The sequence below is a fragment of the Nocardioides sp. S5-5 genome, from assembly GCF_054954065.1.
In genome coordinates this window covers 4,404,420-4,422,438 of sequence record NZ_CP199913.1, presented here as the reverse complement: position 1 = coordinate 4,422,438, position 18,019 = coordinate 4,404,420, and the positions used below count along the sequence as shown (strand labels likewise).

General features: G+C 74.4%; 12 protein-coding genes. 9 read left to right on the top strand and 3 right to left on the bottom strand.

What is annotated here, in order from left to right; genetic code table 11:
* The first annotated feature begins 46 nt into the window (after window positions 1–46).
* The 6 genes from ACUP6Y_RS21400 (at window position 47) to ACUP6Y_RS21375 (ending at window position 5,836) form a co-directional block, all read left to right on the top strand.
* Window positions 47–559 carry an RNA polymerase sigma factor gene (locus ACUP6Y_RS21400; protein ID WP_462552975.1) on the top strand — a complete coding sequence of 171 codons (513 nt, stop codon included), beginning with the start codon at window positions 47–49 and terminating at the stop codon, window positions 557–559.
* Window positions 552–1,223: a hypothetical protein gene (locus ACUP6Y_RS21395; RefSeq protein WP_462552974.1), complete on the top strand. Its 672-nt coding sequence runs from the start codon at window positions 552–554 to the stop codon at window positions 1,221–1,223. Before ACUP6Y_RS21400 ends, ACUP6Y_RS21395 begins: the two co-directional genes overlap by 8 nt.
* A gap of 108 nt (window positions 1,224–1,331) precedes the next feature.
* Entirely contained in the window at window positions 1,332–1,787 is a 456-nt protein-coding gene (locus ACUP6Y_RS21390; protein ID WP_462552973.1) for a hypothetical protein, read from the top strand.
* A 126-nt stretch (window positions 1,788–1,913) separates the two neighbouring features.
* On the top strand, window positions 1,914–3,194 hold the full coding sequence (locus ACUP6Y_RS21385) for an FAD-binding oxidoreductase (protein WP_462552972.1): 1,281 nt from the start codon (window positions 1,914–1,916) through the stop codon (window positions 3,192–3,194).
* A 24-nt stretch (window positions 3,195–3,218) separates the two neighbouring features.
* Window positions 3,219–4,547, top strand: coding sequence for a TolB-like translocation protein (locus ACUP6Y_RS21380; protein ID WP_462552971.1), 1,329 nt, complete (start codon window positions 3,219–3,221; stop codon window positions 4,545–4,547).
* A complete protein-coding gene (locus ACUP6Y_RS21375) occupies window positions 4,544–5,836 on the top strand; it encodes a hypothetical protein (protein WP_462552970.1) in 1,293 nt (430 codons plus the stop codon). Before ACUP6Y_RS21380 ends, ACUP6Y_RS21375 begins: the two co-directional genes overlap by 4 nt.
* Before the next feature lie 60 nt (window positions 5,837–5,896).
* Here ACUP6Y_RS21375 and ACUP6Y_RS21370 read toward each other — a convergent pair whose 3' ends face one another.
* Window positions 5,897–6,727 (bottom strand): TetR/AcrR family transcriptional regulator, encoded by an 831-nt coding sequence (locus tag ACUP6Y_RS21370; RefSeq protein WP_462552969.1) that lies wholly within the window; start codon window positions 6,725–6,727, stop codon window positions 5,897–5,899.
* Window positions 6,728–6,850: 123 nt separating this feature from the next.
* Between ACUP6Y_RS21370 and ACUP6Y_RS21365 the strand changes: the two genes are divergently transcribed.
* Together ACUP6Y_RS21365 and ACUP6Y_RS21360 are read left to right on the top strand one after the other, a co-directional pair.
* The gene (locus ACUP6Y_RS21365; RefSeq protein WP_462552967.1) at window positions 6,851–9,010 is read left to right on the top strand and encodes an MMPL family transporter; all 2,160 of its coding nucleotides are present in this window, start codon (window positions 6,851–6,853) and stop codon (window positions 9,008–9,010) included.
* Between the two features lie 107 nt (window positions 9,011–9,117).
* Window positions 9,118–9,756, top strand: a complete 639-nt coding sequence (locus tag ACUP6Y_RS21360; protein ID WP_462552966.1) for a response regulator — start codon at window positions 9,118–9,120, stop codon at window positions 9,754–9,756.
* A 108-nt stretch (window positions 9,757–9,864) separates the two neighbouring features.
* Here the strand turns inward: ACUP6Y_RS21360 and ACUP6Y_RS21355 are convergent, their stop codons facing one another.
* Window positions 9,865–12,060 carry an ATP-binding protein gene (locus tag ACUP6Y_RS21355; protein WP_462552964.1) on the bottom strand — a complete coding sequence of 732 codons (2,196 nt, stop codon included), beginning with the start codon at window positions 12,058–12,060 and terminating at the stop codon, window positions 9,865–9,867.
* Between the two features lie 9 nt (window positions 12,061–12,069).
* Window positions 12,070–15,879 (bottom strand): nSTAND1 domain-containing NTPase, encoded by a 3,810-nt coding sequence (locus tag ACUP6Y_RS21350; protein WP_462552962.1) that lies wholly within the window; start codon window positions 15,877–15,879, stop codon window positions 12,070–12,072.
* 312 nt (window positions 15,880–16,191) lie between these two features.
* On the opposite strand from ACUP6Y_RS21350, the gene ACUP6Y_RS21345 reads away from it, so the two are divergent.
* On the top strand, window positions 16,192–18,018 hold the full coding sequence (locus tag ACUP6Y_RS21345; protein ID WP_462552960.1) for a serine/threonine-protein kinase: 1,827 nt from the start codon (window positions 16,192–16,194) through the stop codon (window positions 18,016–18,018).
* Window position 18,019 lies beyond the last annotated feature (1 nt).

The following is an 18,019-nucleotide window of genomic DNA, read 5'->3' as shown; positions in this document are numbered from 1 at the left end:
CCAGGGGCGCCGCTCGGGCGGCGTCCCCCGGGAGACGGGGAAGCCGATGGACGAACACGACTTCGACGCCTTCTACGCCGCCTCGGCGGTGCGCATCACGGCGCAGGTCCACGCGATGATCGGGGACCGCGACGAGGCGCAGGAATGCGTCCAGGAGGCTTTCACCCGGGCCTGGGCCCAGCGGCGGAGATTCGCCGAGGTCGAGTACCGGGAGGCCTGGATCCGGACGACGGCGTACCGGCTGGCGGTGAGCCGATGGCGCCGGACGAATCGGGGCCGACGGGCTCCCGACCGCGCGCTGTCGGATGACGGCGTCGCCGCCGCGCCGAGCGAGACCCATGTCGCCGTGGTGGCGGCGCTGCGGGAGATCTCGGCCGCACAGCGCCAGGCCATCGTGCTGCACCACCTCGCCGATCTCCCCGTCCGCCAGGTGGCCGCCGAGCTCGGCGTCTCGGAGAACACCGTCAAGACGCGGCTGCGCCGCGGTCGCGCGGCCCTCGCCGTCCTGCTCGACGAGGATCGACACGACCCGCTGCCGGGGGCCGTGGGCCATGGCTGAGTGGGAGAGCGATCTCGGAGATCTCGGCTGGACGCTGGACCAACTGGCCGCGCCGAGCGCGCTGCGCGCCGCCGGGGAGCGCCGCCGGCTGCGGCGACTGCGCGGCGTGACGGGCACGCTGGTGCTCGGTCTTGCGGCGGCCGTGCTCCTGGCGTCCACCGCCTTGGTCGGCGGAGCGACTCGGAGCGGTGCCGGGCCCGTCGCGAGCGAACCGGTCACCCGGGTCACGACCGTGCCCGGTGACTTCGCGCTGGATGCCGGCATGGTCACGACGCCCCGGCTCAGCGCCGACCGTGGCGCCATCGCCGGGGTCGATCTGTGCGGTGACACAGCATGGGTCCGTGCGGTGCGCGCGCGGGCCACCGACCTGCTGCTGGCCACCACCGGCTTAACGGATCCGGGCGAGCAGCGGCTCCTGGTCTTGTTTCCCGATGACGACGCCGCCGAGCGGGCGCTGCACGGCGTACGTCGCGCCGCGGCCCGGTGCGCGGCCGAGCCCAGGGCCGCGGCGATTCTCGCCGTCCGGGTCGGGAACGCGCTGCTGCTGTTGAGCCGGGCGAGCGGTGCCCGGGTGGGCGCGGGGACCGCCACCGAGCAGGAGCTGGTCGACCAGGCGGCGCCGGTGCTGCTCCGGATGTGCGTCTTCGCGAAGCGGCCGTGCTGAGCAGCCCGCTCGGCGTCTCGTCGGCGTCTCGTCGGTGCCGTCGGGTGAAACCTGGCGGTCGCCGTAGGCGTCTCGTCGGTGTTCGATCACCGAGAGAAGGAGAAGCACATGATTGCCCACCGATCCCACCGGATCACCACCCGGAGCACCCGAATCGCCGCGAGCTGCTTGGCCGGGGGACTCGGCGTCGTCGTCCTGGGCGGCAGCGCGACGGCCGGCACCGACGGACCGGTCCCGGCGTCCACGATCGGCGACGTCGTCCACACGGGCGACCGGCTCGGGTCCGCGACGGCCCAGCCGGGGGCGTCCGACCCGGGGCGGCAGGAGGGCCTGGCGTCGATGTCCTCGCCCTACGTCGCGGGAGTTCCGCACGTCCCCGCGAACGTCCTGCTCGCGCTGGGGCCCGGCGGCTCGGCCGACAGCGCGCGCTTCATCGGCCCCGAGGGCTCACTGTTCAACGGCCCGGTCGACGAGGTCGGGGCCCGCGTCGACGCGTGGTGGGCCGAGCAGCTGGCGGCGGGTCTGACCCCCGAGGAGGCCGACGCGCTGCTGGCCGCCCCGTAGGCCGGCCGCCCCCAGCAGGCCCGCCCCAGCAGGGCCACGGGGCGGGCCCAGTCGTCTCCCAGTCGCGCTCCACCGCACCCGTCGACGCTGTCGGTGACATCGAGAGACCCGAGAGAAAGGCACCCCGTGAACCACGCACTACCGCTGTTCAACCTCGCCCACCGGCACCAGCCGCGCGAGGTCGTCATCCCCCGCGACGCCGAGGAGGTGGCCGAGATCGTCCACCGGGCCGGCCGCGCCGGCGAGCGGGTCCACCCGATCGGCACCGGCCACGGCTGGACCCATGCCGTCGAGGGCGGCATCGCGCTGCTCACCCGGGATCTGGCCGGCGTCGACGTCGACGCGACGGCGCGCACGGCCCGGATCGGCGCCGGGAACACCTGGGCCGAGGTGCTCGCCGCGGCCGCGCCGTACGGCCTGACGCCGCTGGCGGGATCGGCGCCCGGCGTGGGCGCCGTCGGGTACCTCCTCGGCGGCGGGCTCAGCCCCCTCGGCCGCACCTACGGCTGGGCCACCGACCACGTCCGGTCCTTCGAGATCGTGACCGGCGCCGGCGAGATCCTCACCGCGTCCCCCAGCAGCCACCCCGACCTGTTCGCCGCGCTCCTCGGTGGCAAGCACGTCCCCGGCGTGGTGACCTGCGTCGACCTGGACCTCGTCGCGCTGAGCACGGTGTACGGCGGCGGCCTGTTCTTCGACGCCGCCGACGCCGACGCCGTGCTCAGCGAGTGGGCCGCCTGGTCGGCCCGGGTGCCGGCGAGCGTCAACACGTCCGTGGCGCTGCTGCGGCTCCCCGACCTGGAGGCGGTCCCGGCGCCGTTGCGCGGCCGGTTCACGGTCCACGTCCGGGTCGCGATCGTCGAGGACGAGGAGACGGCCGTTGCGCTGCTCGAGCCGATCCGCAAGGTCGCCAGTCCCATCCTCGACACCGTGGCCGAGCTGCCCGCGGCCGCGATCGGGGCCGTCCACGCCGACCCCGAGGAGCCGATGCCCACCCTCGAGGCCGGTGCCCTGCTGTCGTCGTTCGACGTCGAGGCCGCGCGGGCGCTGCTCGCCGCGGCCGGTCCGCAGGTGGAGGTGCCGCTCGCCGTCGTCGAGGTACGCCGGCTCGGCGGACGGCTCGCCGACGCGCCGTCCCGCCCCGACTCGGTGGCCGGCCGGGACGCCGGCTACGGACTCCTCGTCGTCAGTGCCCCGGTCCCCGAGCTGTTCGACGGCCCGGTCCCGGCGGCCGTCGGTGGTCTCGCCCGGGCCCTGGCGCCGTGGGCCAGCGGCCGGTTCCAGCCCAACTTCGTCGGCGCGCTGAACCAGCCGACCGCGCTCGACGCCGCCTGGCCGGACGACGTCCGCGCCCGGTTGGAGCGCATCCGGCAGACCTACGACCCGGCCGGCGTCATCGGTCACTGACCGGCCCACCCAAGGAGAACCATCATGTCCATCACCACCACTCGGCGCGCGCTGTCCGGCGCCGCCGTCGGTGCGCTCGCCCTGTCCGGGCTCGCCCTGTCCGGGCTCGCCCTGAGCGCTTCGGCCGCCACGGCTGTCGCTGCCGCGGCGCCGGCAGACCCGGCGTCCGCGACGGGGACCCTCGTCTACGTCAAGGGCCATGACATCTATCTCGCCCGCCCCGACGGCTCGGGCGAGCGCCGTCTGACCAGCGACGGCACCGCGGCCCAGCCGTGGCGCTCGCCGACGCGGGACGACCACGGCAACGTCGTGGCAGCGCACGGCACGATGATCCACCGGATGACCGGCACCGGCGCGGTGCTCAACTCCATGGACCCGCCGGACCTGTCGGACGTGTGGGGCCAGCCGCTCGGCGGCGACGTCACCAAGGCGGCCGTCTCGCCCGACGGGAGCAAGATCGCCTACACCTTCGAGGGCACCAGCTGCGTGGCCATGGTCTGTGGTCCGGTCTGGGCCACGGGGGTCACCGCGGCGGACCACCTCAGCCCGCGCTTCGAGTACGGCGAGGCCGGCCTCGACAATCCCGCCTGGGCGAGTGACTCCCGCCTGGTGCTCAACGGGTTCGGCAGTCACGGAGTGCAGCTGCTCGACGTCGACGGCGTGCAGCGGCCGTGGTTCACCGACGGCATCGGCCCGTACTACTACGTCGACCTCGCCGAGCCGGTGACCTCCCGCGACGGCAGCATGCTGGCGACGGTGCGCGGCACCGGCCCGGAGGCTCGGGTCACCACCTACGGCATCAACGGCGACATCAGGACCGATGCCACGCCCGCGACGCCGGTGCAGGTGTGCGTCAGCGACGCCGCGGAGGCCCAGAGCAGCCCGGCCTTCGCCCCCGACGGCAGCGCGATCGCGTGGGTCGAGTCCGACGGCATCTGGCTGAAGTCGGATCCGCTGGCCTGTGCGACCGAGGCGACCCTCGTCGTTCCCGGCGCCACCGACGTCTCCTGGAGCGCGGCCACGCTTCCGGCCGCCGACCCGGACCCCCGGACCGACGGGCAGGGGGATCCGCACCCGCCGGCCGGCTTCGTCCTGCAGTCGGCTCCCCGGCTCGCCGGCAAGGCGCGGCTCGGGAAGGTGCTCAAGGTCAAGGGCGGCGCCTGGGCGCCGGCGCCGAGCGCGGTCGGCTACCAGTGGCTGCGCAACGGCAAGCCGATCAAGAAGGCGACCAAGGCGTCGTACCGGATCAAGCGCAAGGACCGTGGCAAGAAGGTCTCGGTGCGGGTCAGCGTCAGCTCGCCCGGCCTGCCGAGCTCCGCCTGGACGAGCGCGAAGGTCAAGGTGCGCCGATGAAGCGGCTGCTGACCGGCCTCGCGACCGGGGTCGTGGCGTTCGCCGCCGTCGCCCTCGGCGGCGTCCCCGAGGCGAGCGCCGCCGTACCCGCCGGGCCCGGGACCATCGTCTACCTCAAGGGGTACGACGTGTACGTCGCCCACCCGGACGGCTCGGGCGAGCGCCGGATCACCTTCGACGGCACGGCCGCGCAGCCGTGGCACTCCCCGACCGGTGCCGACGACGGCACCGTCGTGGCGGTCCGCGGCACCCTGGTGCATCGGATGGACCAGTGGGGCACGGTGCTCAACTCCATCGACCCGCCCGACCTGCGCGACTCTGCCGGCCAGGTCATCGGCGGCAACGTCGACAAGGCGGCGGTCTCGCCCGACGGCGGCCTGATCGCCTACTCCTACCGGCACTACAGCTGCCCTCCCGGCCTGGCCTGCAAGACGCGATGGGCGACCGCGGTCACGGCCGCCGGCGGGCTGACCTCCCCGGACGCCTACGGCACCACGCTCTACGGCAACCCCGGCTGGGTCACGGGATCACGCCTGGTGGTCAACGGGATCGACTTCGACGCGATCCAGCTCTTCGAGCTGGCCACGTCGACCAAGCACTGGTTCCACGACGGCAACAACTCCGGCGAGTACCTCCAGCTGTCCGATCCCGCGGTCTCCCGCGACGGCGCCCTGCTGGCCAACCTGCGCGGAGACGGGAGCCAGTCCCACATCTGGACCTACCAGGTGGAGGGCAACGTCTTGTACGGCGCGCCACCGCCGCCGCCGGACCCGATCTGCTCGACCCACCGCGCGGCGGGCTTCGCGAGCCCGACGTTCGCCCCCGACAGCAGCGCGATCGCCTGGCAGGAGGCGGACGGCGTCTACGTGAAGTCGTCGCCACTGGCCTGCGCGGTCCAGCCCGAGCTGGCGATCGCGGGCGGTGCCGACCCGTACTGGACCGGTGCCGCGCTGCAGACCGTCCGGCCGACGTACCCGGACCAGAACGGCGGCACGACCGGCCCCAAGACCAGCGGCGGCAGCTTCACGCTGGCGGCGACCCCGAAGGTGGCCGGCAAGGTGCGGGTCGGGAAGGTGCTCAAGGTCAAGGGCGTCTCCTGGTCCCCGGCGCCACGCAAGGTGGCCTACCGGTGGCTGCGCAACGGCAAGCCGATCAAGAAGGCGACCAAGGCGTCGTACCGGGTCACCGGCAAGGACCGCGGCAAGAGGCTCTCGGTACGGGTGACCGCCAGCGCCCCGGGCCTCGCGAGCACCAGGTGGACCAGCCCCAAGGTCAAGGTCCGACGCTGACCCGGCGCAAACTGACTCGCGGGTGACGCTGACCCGGCGAAAGACTGCACGTGCTCCTGTTCAGTTTGCGCCGGGTCGGCGCGTGCCGGAGTTCTGTTTGCGCCGGGTCGGCGAGTGCTGGAGTTCTGTTTGTGCCGGGTCGAGCTCGGTGTCGAGGATCGCGGTGATCCGCTCGCGCTCGTGACGCAGGCCGAGGGGCTCGAGCCAGTCGAGCAGGGTGGCCCGGAAGAGCTGGCCGGACTCGATGACCCGGGGGTCGCAGTGGCCGGTGGACTCGAGGGTGACGACGCCGTAGAGCGCCGACCAGGCGCGCATGTAGATCCAGAGCAGGCCGCGCTCCTCCGGGGGGATGTGGTCCGCCTTGGCCGGGATGAGGGGGTCGAGGACGGCGTCGCGGATCACCGGGTCGAGATCCTCGAGTGCCGGGTACGGGAACTGGTAGATCTCCCAGATCTGCCAGAGCAGGTCGGTGAAGTAGTGGCCGGACGTCGACAGGGTGAGCAGGTCGCGGCGCTCGCTGTCGGCCTCGGCGATCGGGTTGGCGAAGACCAGGGCGAACTCCCGGGGCTTCGCCAGCGCCCACTGCCGGAAGCGGGCGCACGCCACGGCCAGGCGGGCCGCCGGGTCGTCCTCCGGGAACCGGGCGGCCGCCGCGGCCCACTGCGCCGTCGCCGCCTTGTCGAGCTCGAAGGCGACCAGGTCGACGAGCTGCTGGTAGCTCGCCACATAGCGGTACAGCGCCGGCGCGGTCATCCCCATCCCCGCGGCGACCGCGCGCAGCGAGAGGTCCGCCCCCTCGGCGAGCAGGCGCGCGGAGACGTCGACGATCTCGTCGTACGTCGCCTCGCGCTGACGTTCCCTGCGGCTGGCGGGTGCGCGGAGGTGCGGCACGGGACTCCTCGAGTTGGGCCTGGATCACCGGGGTGAACACTTGACGACTGGAGTTTACACCGTTTACGGTTAACGGCATTCACGAAACTGATGATAGTTCACGGTCGCCGAGGGGGAGTCGACATGATCGAGCGATGGGGCGCGCTGGTGGTGCGCCGGGCGGTCGCGGTGCTGCTGGTCGGACTCGCTGTGACCGCACTGGCCGCGCTCGCCGGCTTCGGCCTCGAGGACAGGCTCTCGGCCGGCGGCTTCGACGACCCCGGCACCGAGTCGGCCCGCGAGCTCGCGCTCGAGCGGGAGACCTTCGGCAACCGGTCGATCGACGCCGTCGTGATCTTCTCCAGTGACGACGAGGAGGTGTCGGACCCGGCGTTCCAGGCCGAGGTGCAGCGCACCGTCGCGGCGATCCCCGAGGAGAGCGTCGTCTCGGTCCTCACCTGGTACGACGTCCAGGACCCCGCGATGCTCAGCAAGGACGCTCACGCGACCGCGGTCTACGTCTCCCTCGCCGGGAGCAGTCAGAACGACTTCATCGACTCCTTCGACCAGATGCGCCCCATCGTGGAGCGGAGCGAGCTGCACACCGAGATCGCGGGTGCCTACGCGGTCTACACCGACGTCAACGAGGAGACGAAGTCCGACCTGCTCCGCGCCGAGCTGGTGTCGATGCCGATCGTCTTGATCCTGTCGCTCATCATCTTCCGCAGCGTCGTCGCGGCGCTGATGCCGCTCCTGGTGGGGCTGGTGGCGGTGCTCGGTGCCCGCGCCACGATCGCCGGCCTCAACCAGCTGGTCGACGTGTCGATCTTCGCGCCCAACATCATCACCCTGCTGGGACTCGGCCTGGCGATCGACTACGCGCTCTTCGTGGTCTCCCGGTTCCGCGAGGAGATCGTCCGGGACCCCGGTGACCCGCGCGGTGCGGTGGTGCGGACCATGGCGACCGCGGGCCGCACGGTCGCGTTCTCCGCGCTGACCGTCGCGGCGGCGATGAGCTCCCTGCTGGTGTTCCCGCAGACCTTCCTCAAGTCCATCGGGTACGGCGGCATCGCGGCCGTGCTGATCGCCATGGTCGCCGCGCTGACGGTCCTGCCCGCGGTGCTGGCCCTGCTCGGGACCCGCATCGACGCGCTGCGGATCCCCTTCCTGCAGCGCCCGACGCCGGTCGAGACCGGCCACGGCGCCTGGGCCCGGCTGGCGCGGGCCGTGATGCGGCGACCGGTCGTGGTCGCCGCCGCCGTCGTGGTGGTGCTGCTGGCCCTGGCCTCGCCCTTCCTCGGTGTGAGGTGGGGCAGCGTCGACTACCGGGTGCTGCCGGCGGACACCCCGTCGCACCAGGCCTCGGAGCGGCTCAACGGCGAGTTCGGCCCGGAGCGCTCGACCGCGAACATCGTGGTGAGTGGCGCGGACGAGGCCGGCGTGGCGTCGTACGCGCAGGCGCTGGAGCGGGTCGCCGGGGTGGTCGACGTCCGCCCGGTCGCGACCGAGGGCGACACCACGCTGCTGCGGGCCGCCTGGGAGGGCAACAGCCAGAGCGAGCAGTCCCAGCAGCTGGTCCGCGACCTGCGTGCGGTCGCCGCGCCCGACGGATCCGCCGCGCTCGTCGGCGGCCTGAGCGCCGACACCGTCGACCTGGCCGGCTCGGTCGGCGACCACCTGCCGCTGATGGGCGTGATCGTGGTCGGTGTGATGCTCGTGCTGCTGTTCTTGGCCTTCGGCTCGGTGGTGCTGCCGCTGAAGGCGGTGCTGATGAACGCCTTCTCGATCACCGCGTCGTTCGGCGTCGTGACCTGGATCTTCAGCGACGGCCACCTGGCCGGCCTGCTCGGCTTCACGCCGCAGGGCTTCCTCGACCTCACCAACCCGATCGTGATGCTCGCCGTGCTGTTCGGCCTGTCCATGGACTACGAGGTGTTCCTGCTCTCGCGGGTCCGCGAGCAGTGGGACGCGACCGGCGACAACGACCTGGCGGTCCAGACCGGCGTGCAGAAGACCGGCCGGATCATCACCAGCGCCGCGCTCCTGCTGGCCGTCGTGATCGGCGCGTTCAGCCTCAGCGGCGTGGTGTTCATGAAGATGCTCGGCCTCGGCATGCTGGTCGCGATCCTGGTCGACGCGACCGTGGTCCGGGCCCTGCTGGTGCCGGCCACCATGAAGCTCCTGGGTCGCTGGAACTGGTGGGCGCCCGCTCCGCTGGCTCGTTGGTGGGAGCGACACGGCTTCCGCGAGGGCCCTGACCTGCCGGCCGGTCCGGGCGCGCCGCAGGATCGGGTGCTGGTCTAGACCGGAGCGCGACGGTTCCCGCCTGGGCGGGAAGTCCGGACAGGGCCGTACGCAAAGAACGGGGCATTCGGACGGCGAGGTCGCAGGCCCCGGCGATAATCGCTGCCGTGAGCCGGGTGATCCGGGTGGGGGCCATCGACAACCACCCCGTGGTGCTGTTGGGTCTCGGCGCCGCCTTCGCCGAGACCGCCCCCGACATGCGCCTCGTGGCCATCGCGGGCTCGGCCGAGGAGCTCGTGGAGCAGGCGCCCGACGGGCTCGACGTGGTGCTGCTCGACATGCGGATCCCGGGGCAGCCGGCGGCGGACGAGACGGTGGCGACCCTGGTCCGGCACGGACTCGTGGTGGTGCTGTTCACGGCCGAGGAGCGTCCGGTGCCGGTACGGCGCGCGATCGAGGCGGGCGCCGCGGGGCTGATCCTCAAGGTCGATCCGGTCGAGTCGATCGCCCAGTCCATCCGCGATGCGGTCGCCGGCGAGCTGGCCTGCTCGAGCCAGCTGGCGACGATGCTGCTGTCCGACGAGGACGTCGGCGCCCGGCTCTCGCCGCGGCAGATCGAGATCCTGCGCGCGGTGAGCGCCGGGCTGCCGTACCGGCTGGTCGCCCGTCAGCTCGGCATCGGCGAGGTGACCGTCCGCGAGCACCTCGCGCGTGCGGCCAGGGCCTATCGCGAGGGCGGCATCGAGACGGGCAACGTGCATGGCCTGATCAGCCGGGCGCGAGCTGACGGCCACCTGGACGGTTGAGCCTGTATCCGCAGAAGGCCACCTACTACGCGGCCCCACAGCGGCGCGCTCGCTGCGTTGCGGACGCTCAACAGACAACCAGACTGCCCTCGCGCCCGCGCCTTGCGATCACACCCCTGTGGCGCCGCTCGCTACGGCGCCCTCCCACGGATCCAGGCTGAGGTCCTGCTCGGGGACCGCCGGCTCCAGCTCGCCCGGAGGCCCGGTCAGCACGGTGGCGTCGGGGTCGAACGTCGCCGCCCAGGTCCACGGCAGCGCGGCGGCGAGGGCGTCCGCGGCGGCGTCCGGCACCGCGGGTACGACGACCAGGCTGGTCTGCCGGGCGGTGCCGGAGACGGTCACCCGGCCCGGGGCGACGGCGCGCAGCACCGCGATGGCGCTCGCCAGGGTCGCGCTGGTGTCGAGGTCCCCGTGGAGGGTGACGACGACCTGGGCCCCGACCCGCCGCAGCTGGTGCAGCTCCTCGCGCAGGGCGAGGTGGGCGGGGCCGGGCAGGTAGAGGCAGTCGCGTACGGAGTGCGCCAGGACCGCCGCGCCCCCGGCGGTCTCGGCGCGGACCGGCTGGGCGAGAGTGCGCTCGACCTCGCCCAGCAGCGGTCCGAGCAGGCGGCGGGCGGCGCTCCCGCGGTCGGTCCCGGAGGTCGCGCCGATCCCGGCGAGGACCAGCCCGGCCCGACGGCACACGCCGATGACGACGGCGACGAAGAGGGTGTTGAGGGGCAGGACGATCAGTAGATGGGGCAGGTCGGCCGTGGCGACGCCGGCCTGTACGGCGACGACGCCGACCGTGATGACGCTGGGCGCCAGCAGGAGCAGGACCATGCGCCGGGAGACCACCCAGGCCAGCACCATCGCCGGGAGGGCGTTCATCTCGATCAGCCAGGAGCCGAGGCCGCCGAGGCCGTCGTCGGGGACCGTCGGCAGCGCGATGGCGAGAACGAGAGCCGGGAGGACCGCCCCGGCCACCAGCAGCGACGGCGGGACCGGCCCGCGGTCGACGCGGTGCGCGATCAGCAGCACCGTCGCCAGCGTGACCGCGGCACCGCACCACGAGCCGAGCTGTGCGGTGCCGTCGATGGCGAGCAGGATCGAGCTCGCCAGGTAGGTGGCCGCGAGCACGCCGCACACCCGCAGCGCCGCCTGTCCGGGCTTCCCGACGGCCGCGCGGGCGAAGGTGTCGGTCTCGGGGGAGAGGCCGAGGAGACGCGCGACCCGGCGGGCCCGCCAGCCGAGGGTGACGACCGTGCCGGCGCCCGGGGTGCTCTCGACGCGGGCCGTCCCCCCGGCGGCCTCCACGCGTCCGGTGACGGCCACCCGCAGGCCGACGCCCGGGGTCGCGACGAACCCGACGCCCTCGTCCTCGACGGTGAGCCGGACCCGGCCCGGCCGCTGGGTGAGGGTGATCGTGGCGCGGTGCCCGCCGCTGTGCTGCGCCACGTTGCGCAGTGCCTCGCGGACGGCCCCGACGAGGGCGTCCCGCACGTCCTCGGGGGTGGCGGTACGCCGCCCGCGCACGACCAGGAGCACGTCCAGCGCACTGCTGTCCGCCACCGCTCGGACCTGCTCGCTCAGCTGTGCCGGCGACCAGGTCGGCGCCTGCGTCGTGAGCCCGTCCAGCGCGGCGGCCGCCGCGGCCAGGGTCGGCTCGGCGCGCGGAAGGCTGGCGACGGACAGCAGCGCCGGCACCAGGTCGTCGTGGACGAAGGCCGCCGCCTCGACCTCGGCCCGGTCGTCCTCCTCCGCGAGCCGCGCGCCCTCGGCCCGCAGCGCGTCCTCGGCCCGCGCCGACGTACGGCGCATCAGCCCGACCAGCACGAACACCGCGAGGACGGTGCCGCCGATGAACGCCGCCTCCTGGATGCCGTAGTGGAGGGCAGACGCGGTGCGTCCGGTCTCCCAGCGCAGGGCGACGTAGAGCCCGGCGAGGGCCAGGACGGTCACGGCGGGCAGGCGCGCCGCGACGACGAGCAGCATCGGCTCGACGAGGTGGATGATCGGGGAGTCCGCGGCGCCGGCCAGCGGTGTCGCGCCCTGGTGGAGCAGGGCCCCGGCCGCCATGGCCAGCGTGCAGAGCAGGACGTCGACGCGCCCGGGGCGTCCGAGGACGCACCGCACGCCGGCGGTGCCCACGCACACCAGGACGGCCAGGGAGAGCAGCACGTCCCCGGTGTCGTACGACGTCCGCTCGGTCAACGCCGACGCGAAGACCGCCGTCTTGGCGAGGATGACCACGCCGATCGCGATGTGGAGGCCGCGCTCGACGGACGCGGCGAAGTGGCGCGTCGGCGGCGAGGTCCCCTCCACGCCGCGACCCTAGTGGTCCGCGCCCGCGTCCGGCAGTGCGGCGGCGTCCTCGGATCCGCTGGCTCGGCCGGGGCGGCACGGGTCGATCGGTGCCGAGCCCGGGACGTGCCGCTCCCATTCCGCGGGCGCCATCGGCGTCCCGCTGCGGGCGCAGATCTCGGCGATCGCCCGCTCCGGGTCGGCGGTCCAGGTGCGCAGGGCACCGCCGAGACCGCCGGCGGCCAGCGCTCGGCCGTCCGCCAGCCAGCCGACGCTGACGGCGCCGGAGCCGAGGTTGGCGAGGCCGGCCCGGCTGCGGAAGGTGTCGCGGCGGCGCTCCCACAGCCACACCGAGCCGTCCTGCGAGGCGCCGGCGAGGTGGCGGCCGTCGGGTGCCCACGCGACGAGGAAGACGGTCGAGCTCGGCCCGGTCAGGGGCCGGCCGACGGTGCGAGGCCGCTCGGGGTCGGTGACGTCCCAGATCCGGATGGTGCGGTCGGTGCTGCCGGCGGCGAGCAGCGTGCCGTCGGGGCTGAACGCCGTGCCGTAGACGTAGTTGTCGAACTCCAGCGTCGTGAGCTCGGTGCCGTCGGCGACCCGGAACAGGTGCAGCAGGCTGTCGGCGCCACCGGCCGCGACCAGGCTGCCGTCGGGACTGAAGCCGACGCTGAGGACGAGGCTGCCCACGCTCAGTGACCGGATCGGGCGCGGTGTCTCGGCGGTCACGTCGAGGAGGGTGACGGTGCCGTCGTCGGAGGCGACGGCGACGGTGGAGCCGTCGGCGCTGAACGAGGTGGCCTCGACCAGGTCCGTGGCCGCGGGTACGACGACCGGCCGCTCGCGCGGCCCGTCGGTGCGCCACACAGCCAGCTCGCCGGTGGTGGTGCCGCCCGCGAGCAGCCGTCCGTCTCGGGAGACCGACGCCGAGCCGCTGAGCGGGGCGGCCGTCGGCGCGGTGTAGGCGGGCCCGTCGGGGACGGGCGCGGCGGGGTCGCTGACGTCGTAGCGCCGGATGGCGGGCGCGGCGGAGCCGGTGCTCGCGTACAGCTCGTCGGTGGCGGGGGCGCCCAGGTTCCAGACGGTGTCGCCGAACGCGGTCGTCGGCGCGGGTGCGTACCGGGGCCAGAACCGGGTCGATCCGTCCGTGGAGCCGGTCACCAGCATCCGGCCGTCGGGCGTGGCGACGATCGAGCCGATGTTGGCGGCCGGCTCGACGTCGACCACGGTGCGCCAGTCGCCGGTGTCCCAGACCATGAGGTTCGCGCCCGAGGCGCCGGCGGCGAGCTCGCGCCCGTCGGGCGTGTAGGTCACGGCGTTGACCCAGGACCCGGCGCCGGTCAGCTCCCGCAGTGGGGTGGCGCGCTCGCCGGACAGGTCCCAGACCCGGACCGTCTTGTCCTTGGATCCGGTGGCGAGCTGGCGGCCGTCGGGGGAGACGGCGAGCGCGGTCACCGTGTTGGTGGGGCTGCCGACGGCGAGGGTGCGGACCGCGCGCAGCCGCTTCGGGCCCACCCGCCAGACCCGGGCGGTGCCGTCGCTGCTCCCGGTGACCAGCCGGCCGTCCGGGGTGCGGGCGATCGACGCGACCGTCGCGTCCTGGCCGGGGGCGGAGGGGAGCGGGACCAGCCTGGTGTCCCAGATCTCCCAGCGCGACAGGCCCGCGGCGGTGCCGGCGTACAGGATGCCGTCGTGGACGAGCAGCGCCAGGACGGCCGAGTCCTCGACGGTGGCCGTGGCGACGAGGCTCGGGCGGCCGGACGCGATCTCGTAGACGGCGATCGTGCCGGCGGCGCTGCCGACGGCGAGCAGCCGGCCCGTCTCGTCGTACGCCGAGGAGTAGAGCTGGCTGTCGTCGACCCGCACCTGCTGCGCGACCTCGAGGGAGGGGCGCCCGTCGGCGCCGATGTCGTGGAGGCGCACCGTGCCGTCCGCCCCCGCGACCGCGACGGTGCGCCCGTCGGGGGACACGATCGCGCGGCTCGGGCCCTCGGGGCCGGTCAGCCGGGTGACCATCGGCTCGCCGGTCGCCTCCAGCAGGGCGGAGCGGGCCTCGAGCGTCGGGCTGATCCGGTACGCCGCCGCGGCGAGCTGCGCCGCGAGCGACGGCTCCGCGGCCCGGGTCAGCCGCGCCTCGGCGGCCACCTGGCGCGACATCGCGGCGCGGCGCGCGGTCTCGGCGCTCGCCCGGGCGTCGTTCGCGGTGCCGCGGGCGTCGAACAGGTAGGCCGCGCTGACGCCGGTCAGCAGCGCCAGGACCGCCGCGCAGGCGGCGAGCAGCTGCAGCCGGATCCGGCCGCGCCGCTCGCGCCGGACGGTCGCGTCGGCGTCGGCCGCGCTGGCGTCGAGGAAGGCGCGCTCGGTGGCGGTGAGCTCGTGGCGGCGCTCGGCCGGCAGGGCCCGGGCCTCGGCCAGGACCGTGCCGCGCAGCAGTGATCCGGGCTCCTGCCCGTGCGCGTCCCAGGCCCGGGTCGCGAGCGCGATCCGGTGCTGGACCAGGCGGGTGCCCCGGTCGTCGGCCAGCCACTCCCGGAGCCGGGCCCATGCGAGAAGCACCACCTCGTGGCTGATCTCGAAGGTCGACTCGTGCGCGGTGAGGATCCGCTGCTCGACGAAGGCGTCCGCCGCCCGCTCCAGCTCGGGATCCTCGGCCAGGTCGGCGTGGCCGACCGGCCGGCGCAGGGCGACGCCGTCCGCGTCGACGATGACCATCATCCGGAACAGCCGGCGCGCCGCCACGCGGGCGGCGTCGTCGAGGGACGCGTACGCCGCCTCGGCGGAGGCCTCGACGCCCCCGCGGACGCCGCCGGCCGCGACGTACGTCGTCGCCGTGATCCGGGAGCCTCCCGCCCGTTCCCAGGCGACCATCAGGGCGTGTGACAGCAGGGGCAGCGTGCTCGCCGCGAGCATCCCCTTGAGGCCGTCGGGGTCCTCGAGCGGCGCGACGTCGCGCAGGGCGAGGTCGACCGCCTCGTCCTCGATCGGCCGACCGGCTCGCGCCGCCGGCTCCACGATGACCCGGCGCAGGGCATCGCGGTCCAGCGGCGTGAGCAGCACCTGATGCTCGCGCACGAGCGGCCCGAGCGCCGGGTCGGTCAGCGCCTTGGCGAGGAAGTCCGCCCGCAGCCCGATCACCACGACGGTCCGCTCGGCCTGCGCCCATGCCCGGACCCGAGAGAGGGCCCGGGCCCGGGTCGTGGCCGCGAACCGCTCGGTCAGCACCTGCTCGACCTGGTCCACCACGACGACCCGCGCGGCGTCGCCGGCGCCGGGCAGGTCCGCGCCGGCCGCCAGGTCGTCCACGGTGAGGGCGGCCGTGCCGAGCCCGTGCTCGGCGGCGGCGGCCAGCAGGCCGGCGTGCAGCAGCGACGACTTGCCGCTGCCGGACGGGCCGATGACCGCGACGACGCGCAGTCCCGCGGCGCCGGTCAGGGCGACCACCCGATCGGTGAGATGTCGCACCTCGGCCTCGCGGCCGACGTACATCGCGGCGTGCTCGACGCCGTAGCTCTCCAGGCCGCGGTACGGCGTCGGCTCGTCGCTGCGTCGCGGGCCCGGCGTCCGGCGCAGCCGCAGGAGCGCGGCACGCCAGGCGGCACGCTCCTCGACGGGCACGGCCAGCGCGGCCAGCACGGCGTCGTACGCCGCGAGCTGGCTGTGCGGCGGGAGGTGCCGTCCGCTGAACCAGCCGCCCAGCGTGGCGGGCGGGATCCCGGTCGTCCGCGCCACCTCGCGCACCGTCAGGCCCAGGGAGGTCCGCAGGTCGGTGAGCGCGGCGGCGAGGTCGGCGGTGCTGTGAAGGTCGTCCGGGTCGAGATCCGGATGGCGGGCGGCGTCGGTCACTCGGGTTCCCCTGGTCCTGCGTGGTTCCGGCGCCCACTATGGCGGGCCGTCGCAGGGCGCGCAGACGAATCGGTCGGCGTCTCGACCAGCGGGCGCCCGGGCGTCCCGCGCTGTCCTCCATTCCGCTGGTACCGCCCCACCCGCCCGAGCCGGGAGAATCCTCCCCGGGATCGCACTGTGGGGGAGCGGTCCTCGAGTACGAGGAGCCGCGGCGCTCCGCCCCGCGCCGGTTCGAGCTCTCGGAAGCGACTGGGGGGTTGGTCGGGCCGGTGGGCAGCGCCGCGCTCCTCGTCGTCCGGTAGAACTGACGGTGTGTCCTCCAACTCTGGCCCCGGCGATCCGGGCGCGCCCGGATCGCTCGGCGCCCGGATCGGGCGGTTCCGGATCCTCGAGCAGCTCGGCCAGGGCGGGATGGGTGTCGTCTACCGCGCGATGGAGGAGAACCTCGGTCGCGAGGTGGCGCTGAAGGTCATCGCGCCGCTGTTCGCGCACGACCCCGAGTTCCGCGAGCGGTTCACCCGGGAGGCGCGGGCCCAGGCCTCCCTCGAGTCGGCCCACGTGGTCGCGGTCTATGCGCACGGCGAGGAGGACGGTCACCTCTACATCGCCAGCCAGCTGATCGCCGGCGGCGACCTCGGCCAGCTGATCCGGACCCAGGGCGTGCCGTCGCTGGTCGAGGCGCTCGAGATCATCGAGCAGGTCACCAGCGGGCTCGCCGACGCCCACGACGCCGGGCTGGTCCATCGCGACATCAAGCCCGGCAACGTGCTGGTCCGCCGCCGCCCCGGCTCCGTGCGGGCCTACCTGGCCGACTTCGGCATCGCGCGGCGGATGAACGCCGACGCGACCCGGTTCAGCTCCTCGGCGGCCGGGACGCCGTCGTACATGGCCCCGGAGCTGCACGGCGGTGCCCGGGCCAGCGCGGTCAGCGACCTCTATGCCCTGGGCTGCCTGCTGTGGGTGACCCTGACCGGGCGGCCGCCGTACCTCGGCGACTCGGAGTACCAGCTCATCGCCGCCCACGTGCGCGACCCGGTCCCGCAGCTGGCCGGCACCAGCGCGATGGTGCATGCCACCAACCGGATCCTGCGCACCGCCATGGCCAAGGATCCGGCCGACCGCTACCAACGCGCCGCGGAGATGAGCGCCGACCTGCAGGCGGCGCTGCGGCTCCCGGTCACGCCCGGTGCCGCGCAGCCGGAGGAGCGGGGCGCCACCGCGCTGCGCCCGGCCCGCCCGGTCGCCCGCCCGGTCGCGCCCGCGCCGGTGCCGGCCCCGCCGGTTCCGGTGACCACGATGCCCCCACCGCCCGCGCCCGCGGCGGTGGGTCCCGCCGCTCCGCTCTTCGCGGCTCCCGCTCCGATGCCGGCGCCTCCCCGGCGCTCCGGGCCCGGCGTGCGGACCTGGCTGCTGATCACCCTGCTCGCCGTGTTGCTGGCCGTCGGGATCGGTGTCGCCGCCGCGCTGCTGACCCGCGACGACGACCCGAGTGGCGGCGACGCCTTCCTCGACCAGCCGGCCTCGGACATCGTCCGCGCCTCGGAGAAGGACATGGCCGTCGTCGAGACCGCCCGGATCCGCGGCGAGTTCGCCGACGGCACCGACACCGTGAAGGTCGACGTCGTCGCCACCACCCGCGGCGACTGCAAGGGCAAGCTGACCTCGACCACCTCCGGCGGCAGCGCCGACATCCTCCACGTCGGCGACACGACCTGGCTGCGCGCCGACGCGAAGTTCTGGGACGGCATCGTGGGCGCGGGTACGGCGGCCCTGGTGCTGCCGCTCATCGGCGACAAGTGGGTCGTCGACGACTCGATGACCGACAGCACCGAGGCGTTCTGCGACCTCGACGAGCTGCTCGAGCGCGACGGTCGGGAGGACGCGGTCGCGAAGAGCCTCGGCACCACCACGATCGACGGCGAGCGCGCCGTCCGGATCGAGCAGACCGAGGGCTCCGAGCGGGAGGTGCTCACCATCCGGGTCGCCGAGCCCCACTACGTGCTGCGCATCGACGAGTCCGACGTCGACCACTTCGAGTTCTCCGAGATCGACGAGGACGCGACCATCGAGCCGCCCGACCCGGCGCTGATCCTGGATCTCGACGAGGTGCTCGCCGGCCTGCCAGGAGGCGCGGGCTGAG

Bases quoted from the DNA above. Each gene is read 5' to 3' on its own strand.
- ACUP6Y_RS21400 (WP_462552975.1), top strand. From the start codon at position 47: ATGGACGAACACGACTTCGACGCCTTCTACGCCGCCTCGGCGGTGCGC.
- ACUP6Y_RS21395 (WP_462552974.1), top strand. From the start codon at position 552: ATGGCTGAGTGGGAGAGCGATCTCGGAGATCTCGGCTGGACGCTGGAC.
- ACUP6Y_RS21390 (WP_462552973.1), top strand. From the start codon at position 1,332: ATGATTGCCCACCGATCCCACCGGATCACCACCCGGAGCACCCGAATC.
- ACUP6Y_RS21380 (WP_462552971.1), top strand. From the start codon at position 3,219: ATGTCCATCACCACCACTCGGCGCGCGCTGTCCGGCGCCGCCGTCGGT.
- ACUP6Y_RS21375 (WP_462552970.1), top strand. From the start codon at position 4,544: ATGAAGCGGCTGCTGACCGGCCTCGCGACCGGGGTCGTGGCGTTCGCC.
- ACUP6Y_RS21365 (WP_462552967.1), top strand. From the start codon at position 6,851: ATGATCGAGCGATGGGGCGCGCTGGTGGTGCGCCGGGCGGTCGCGGTG.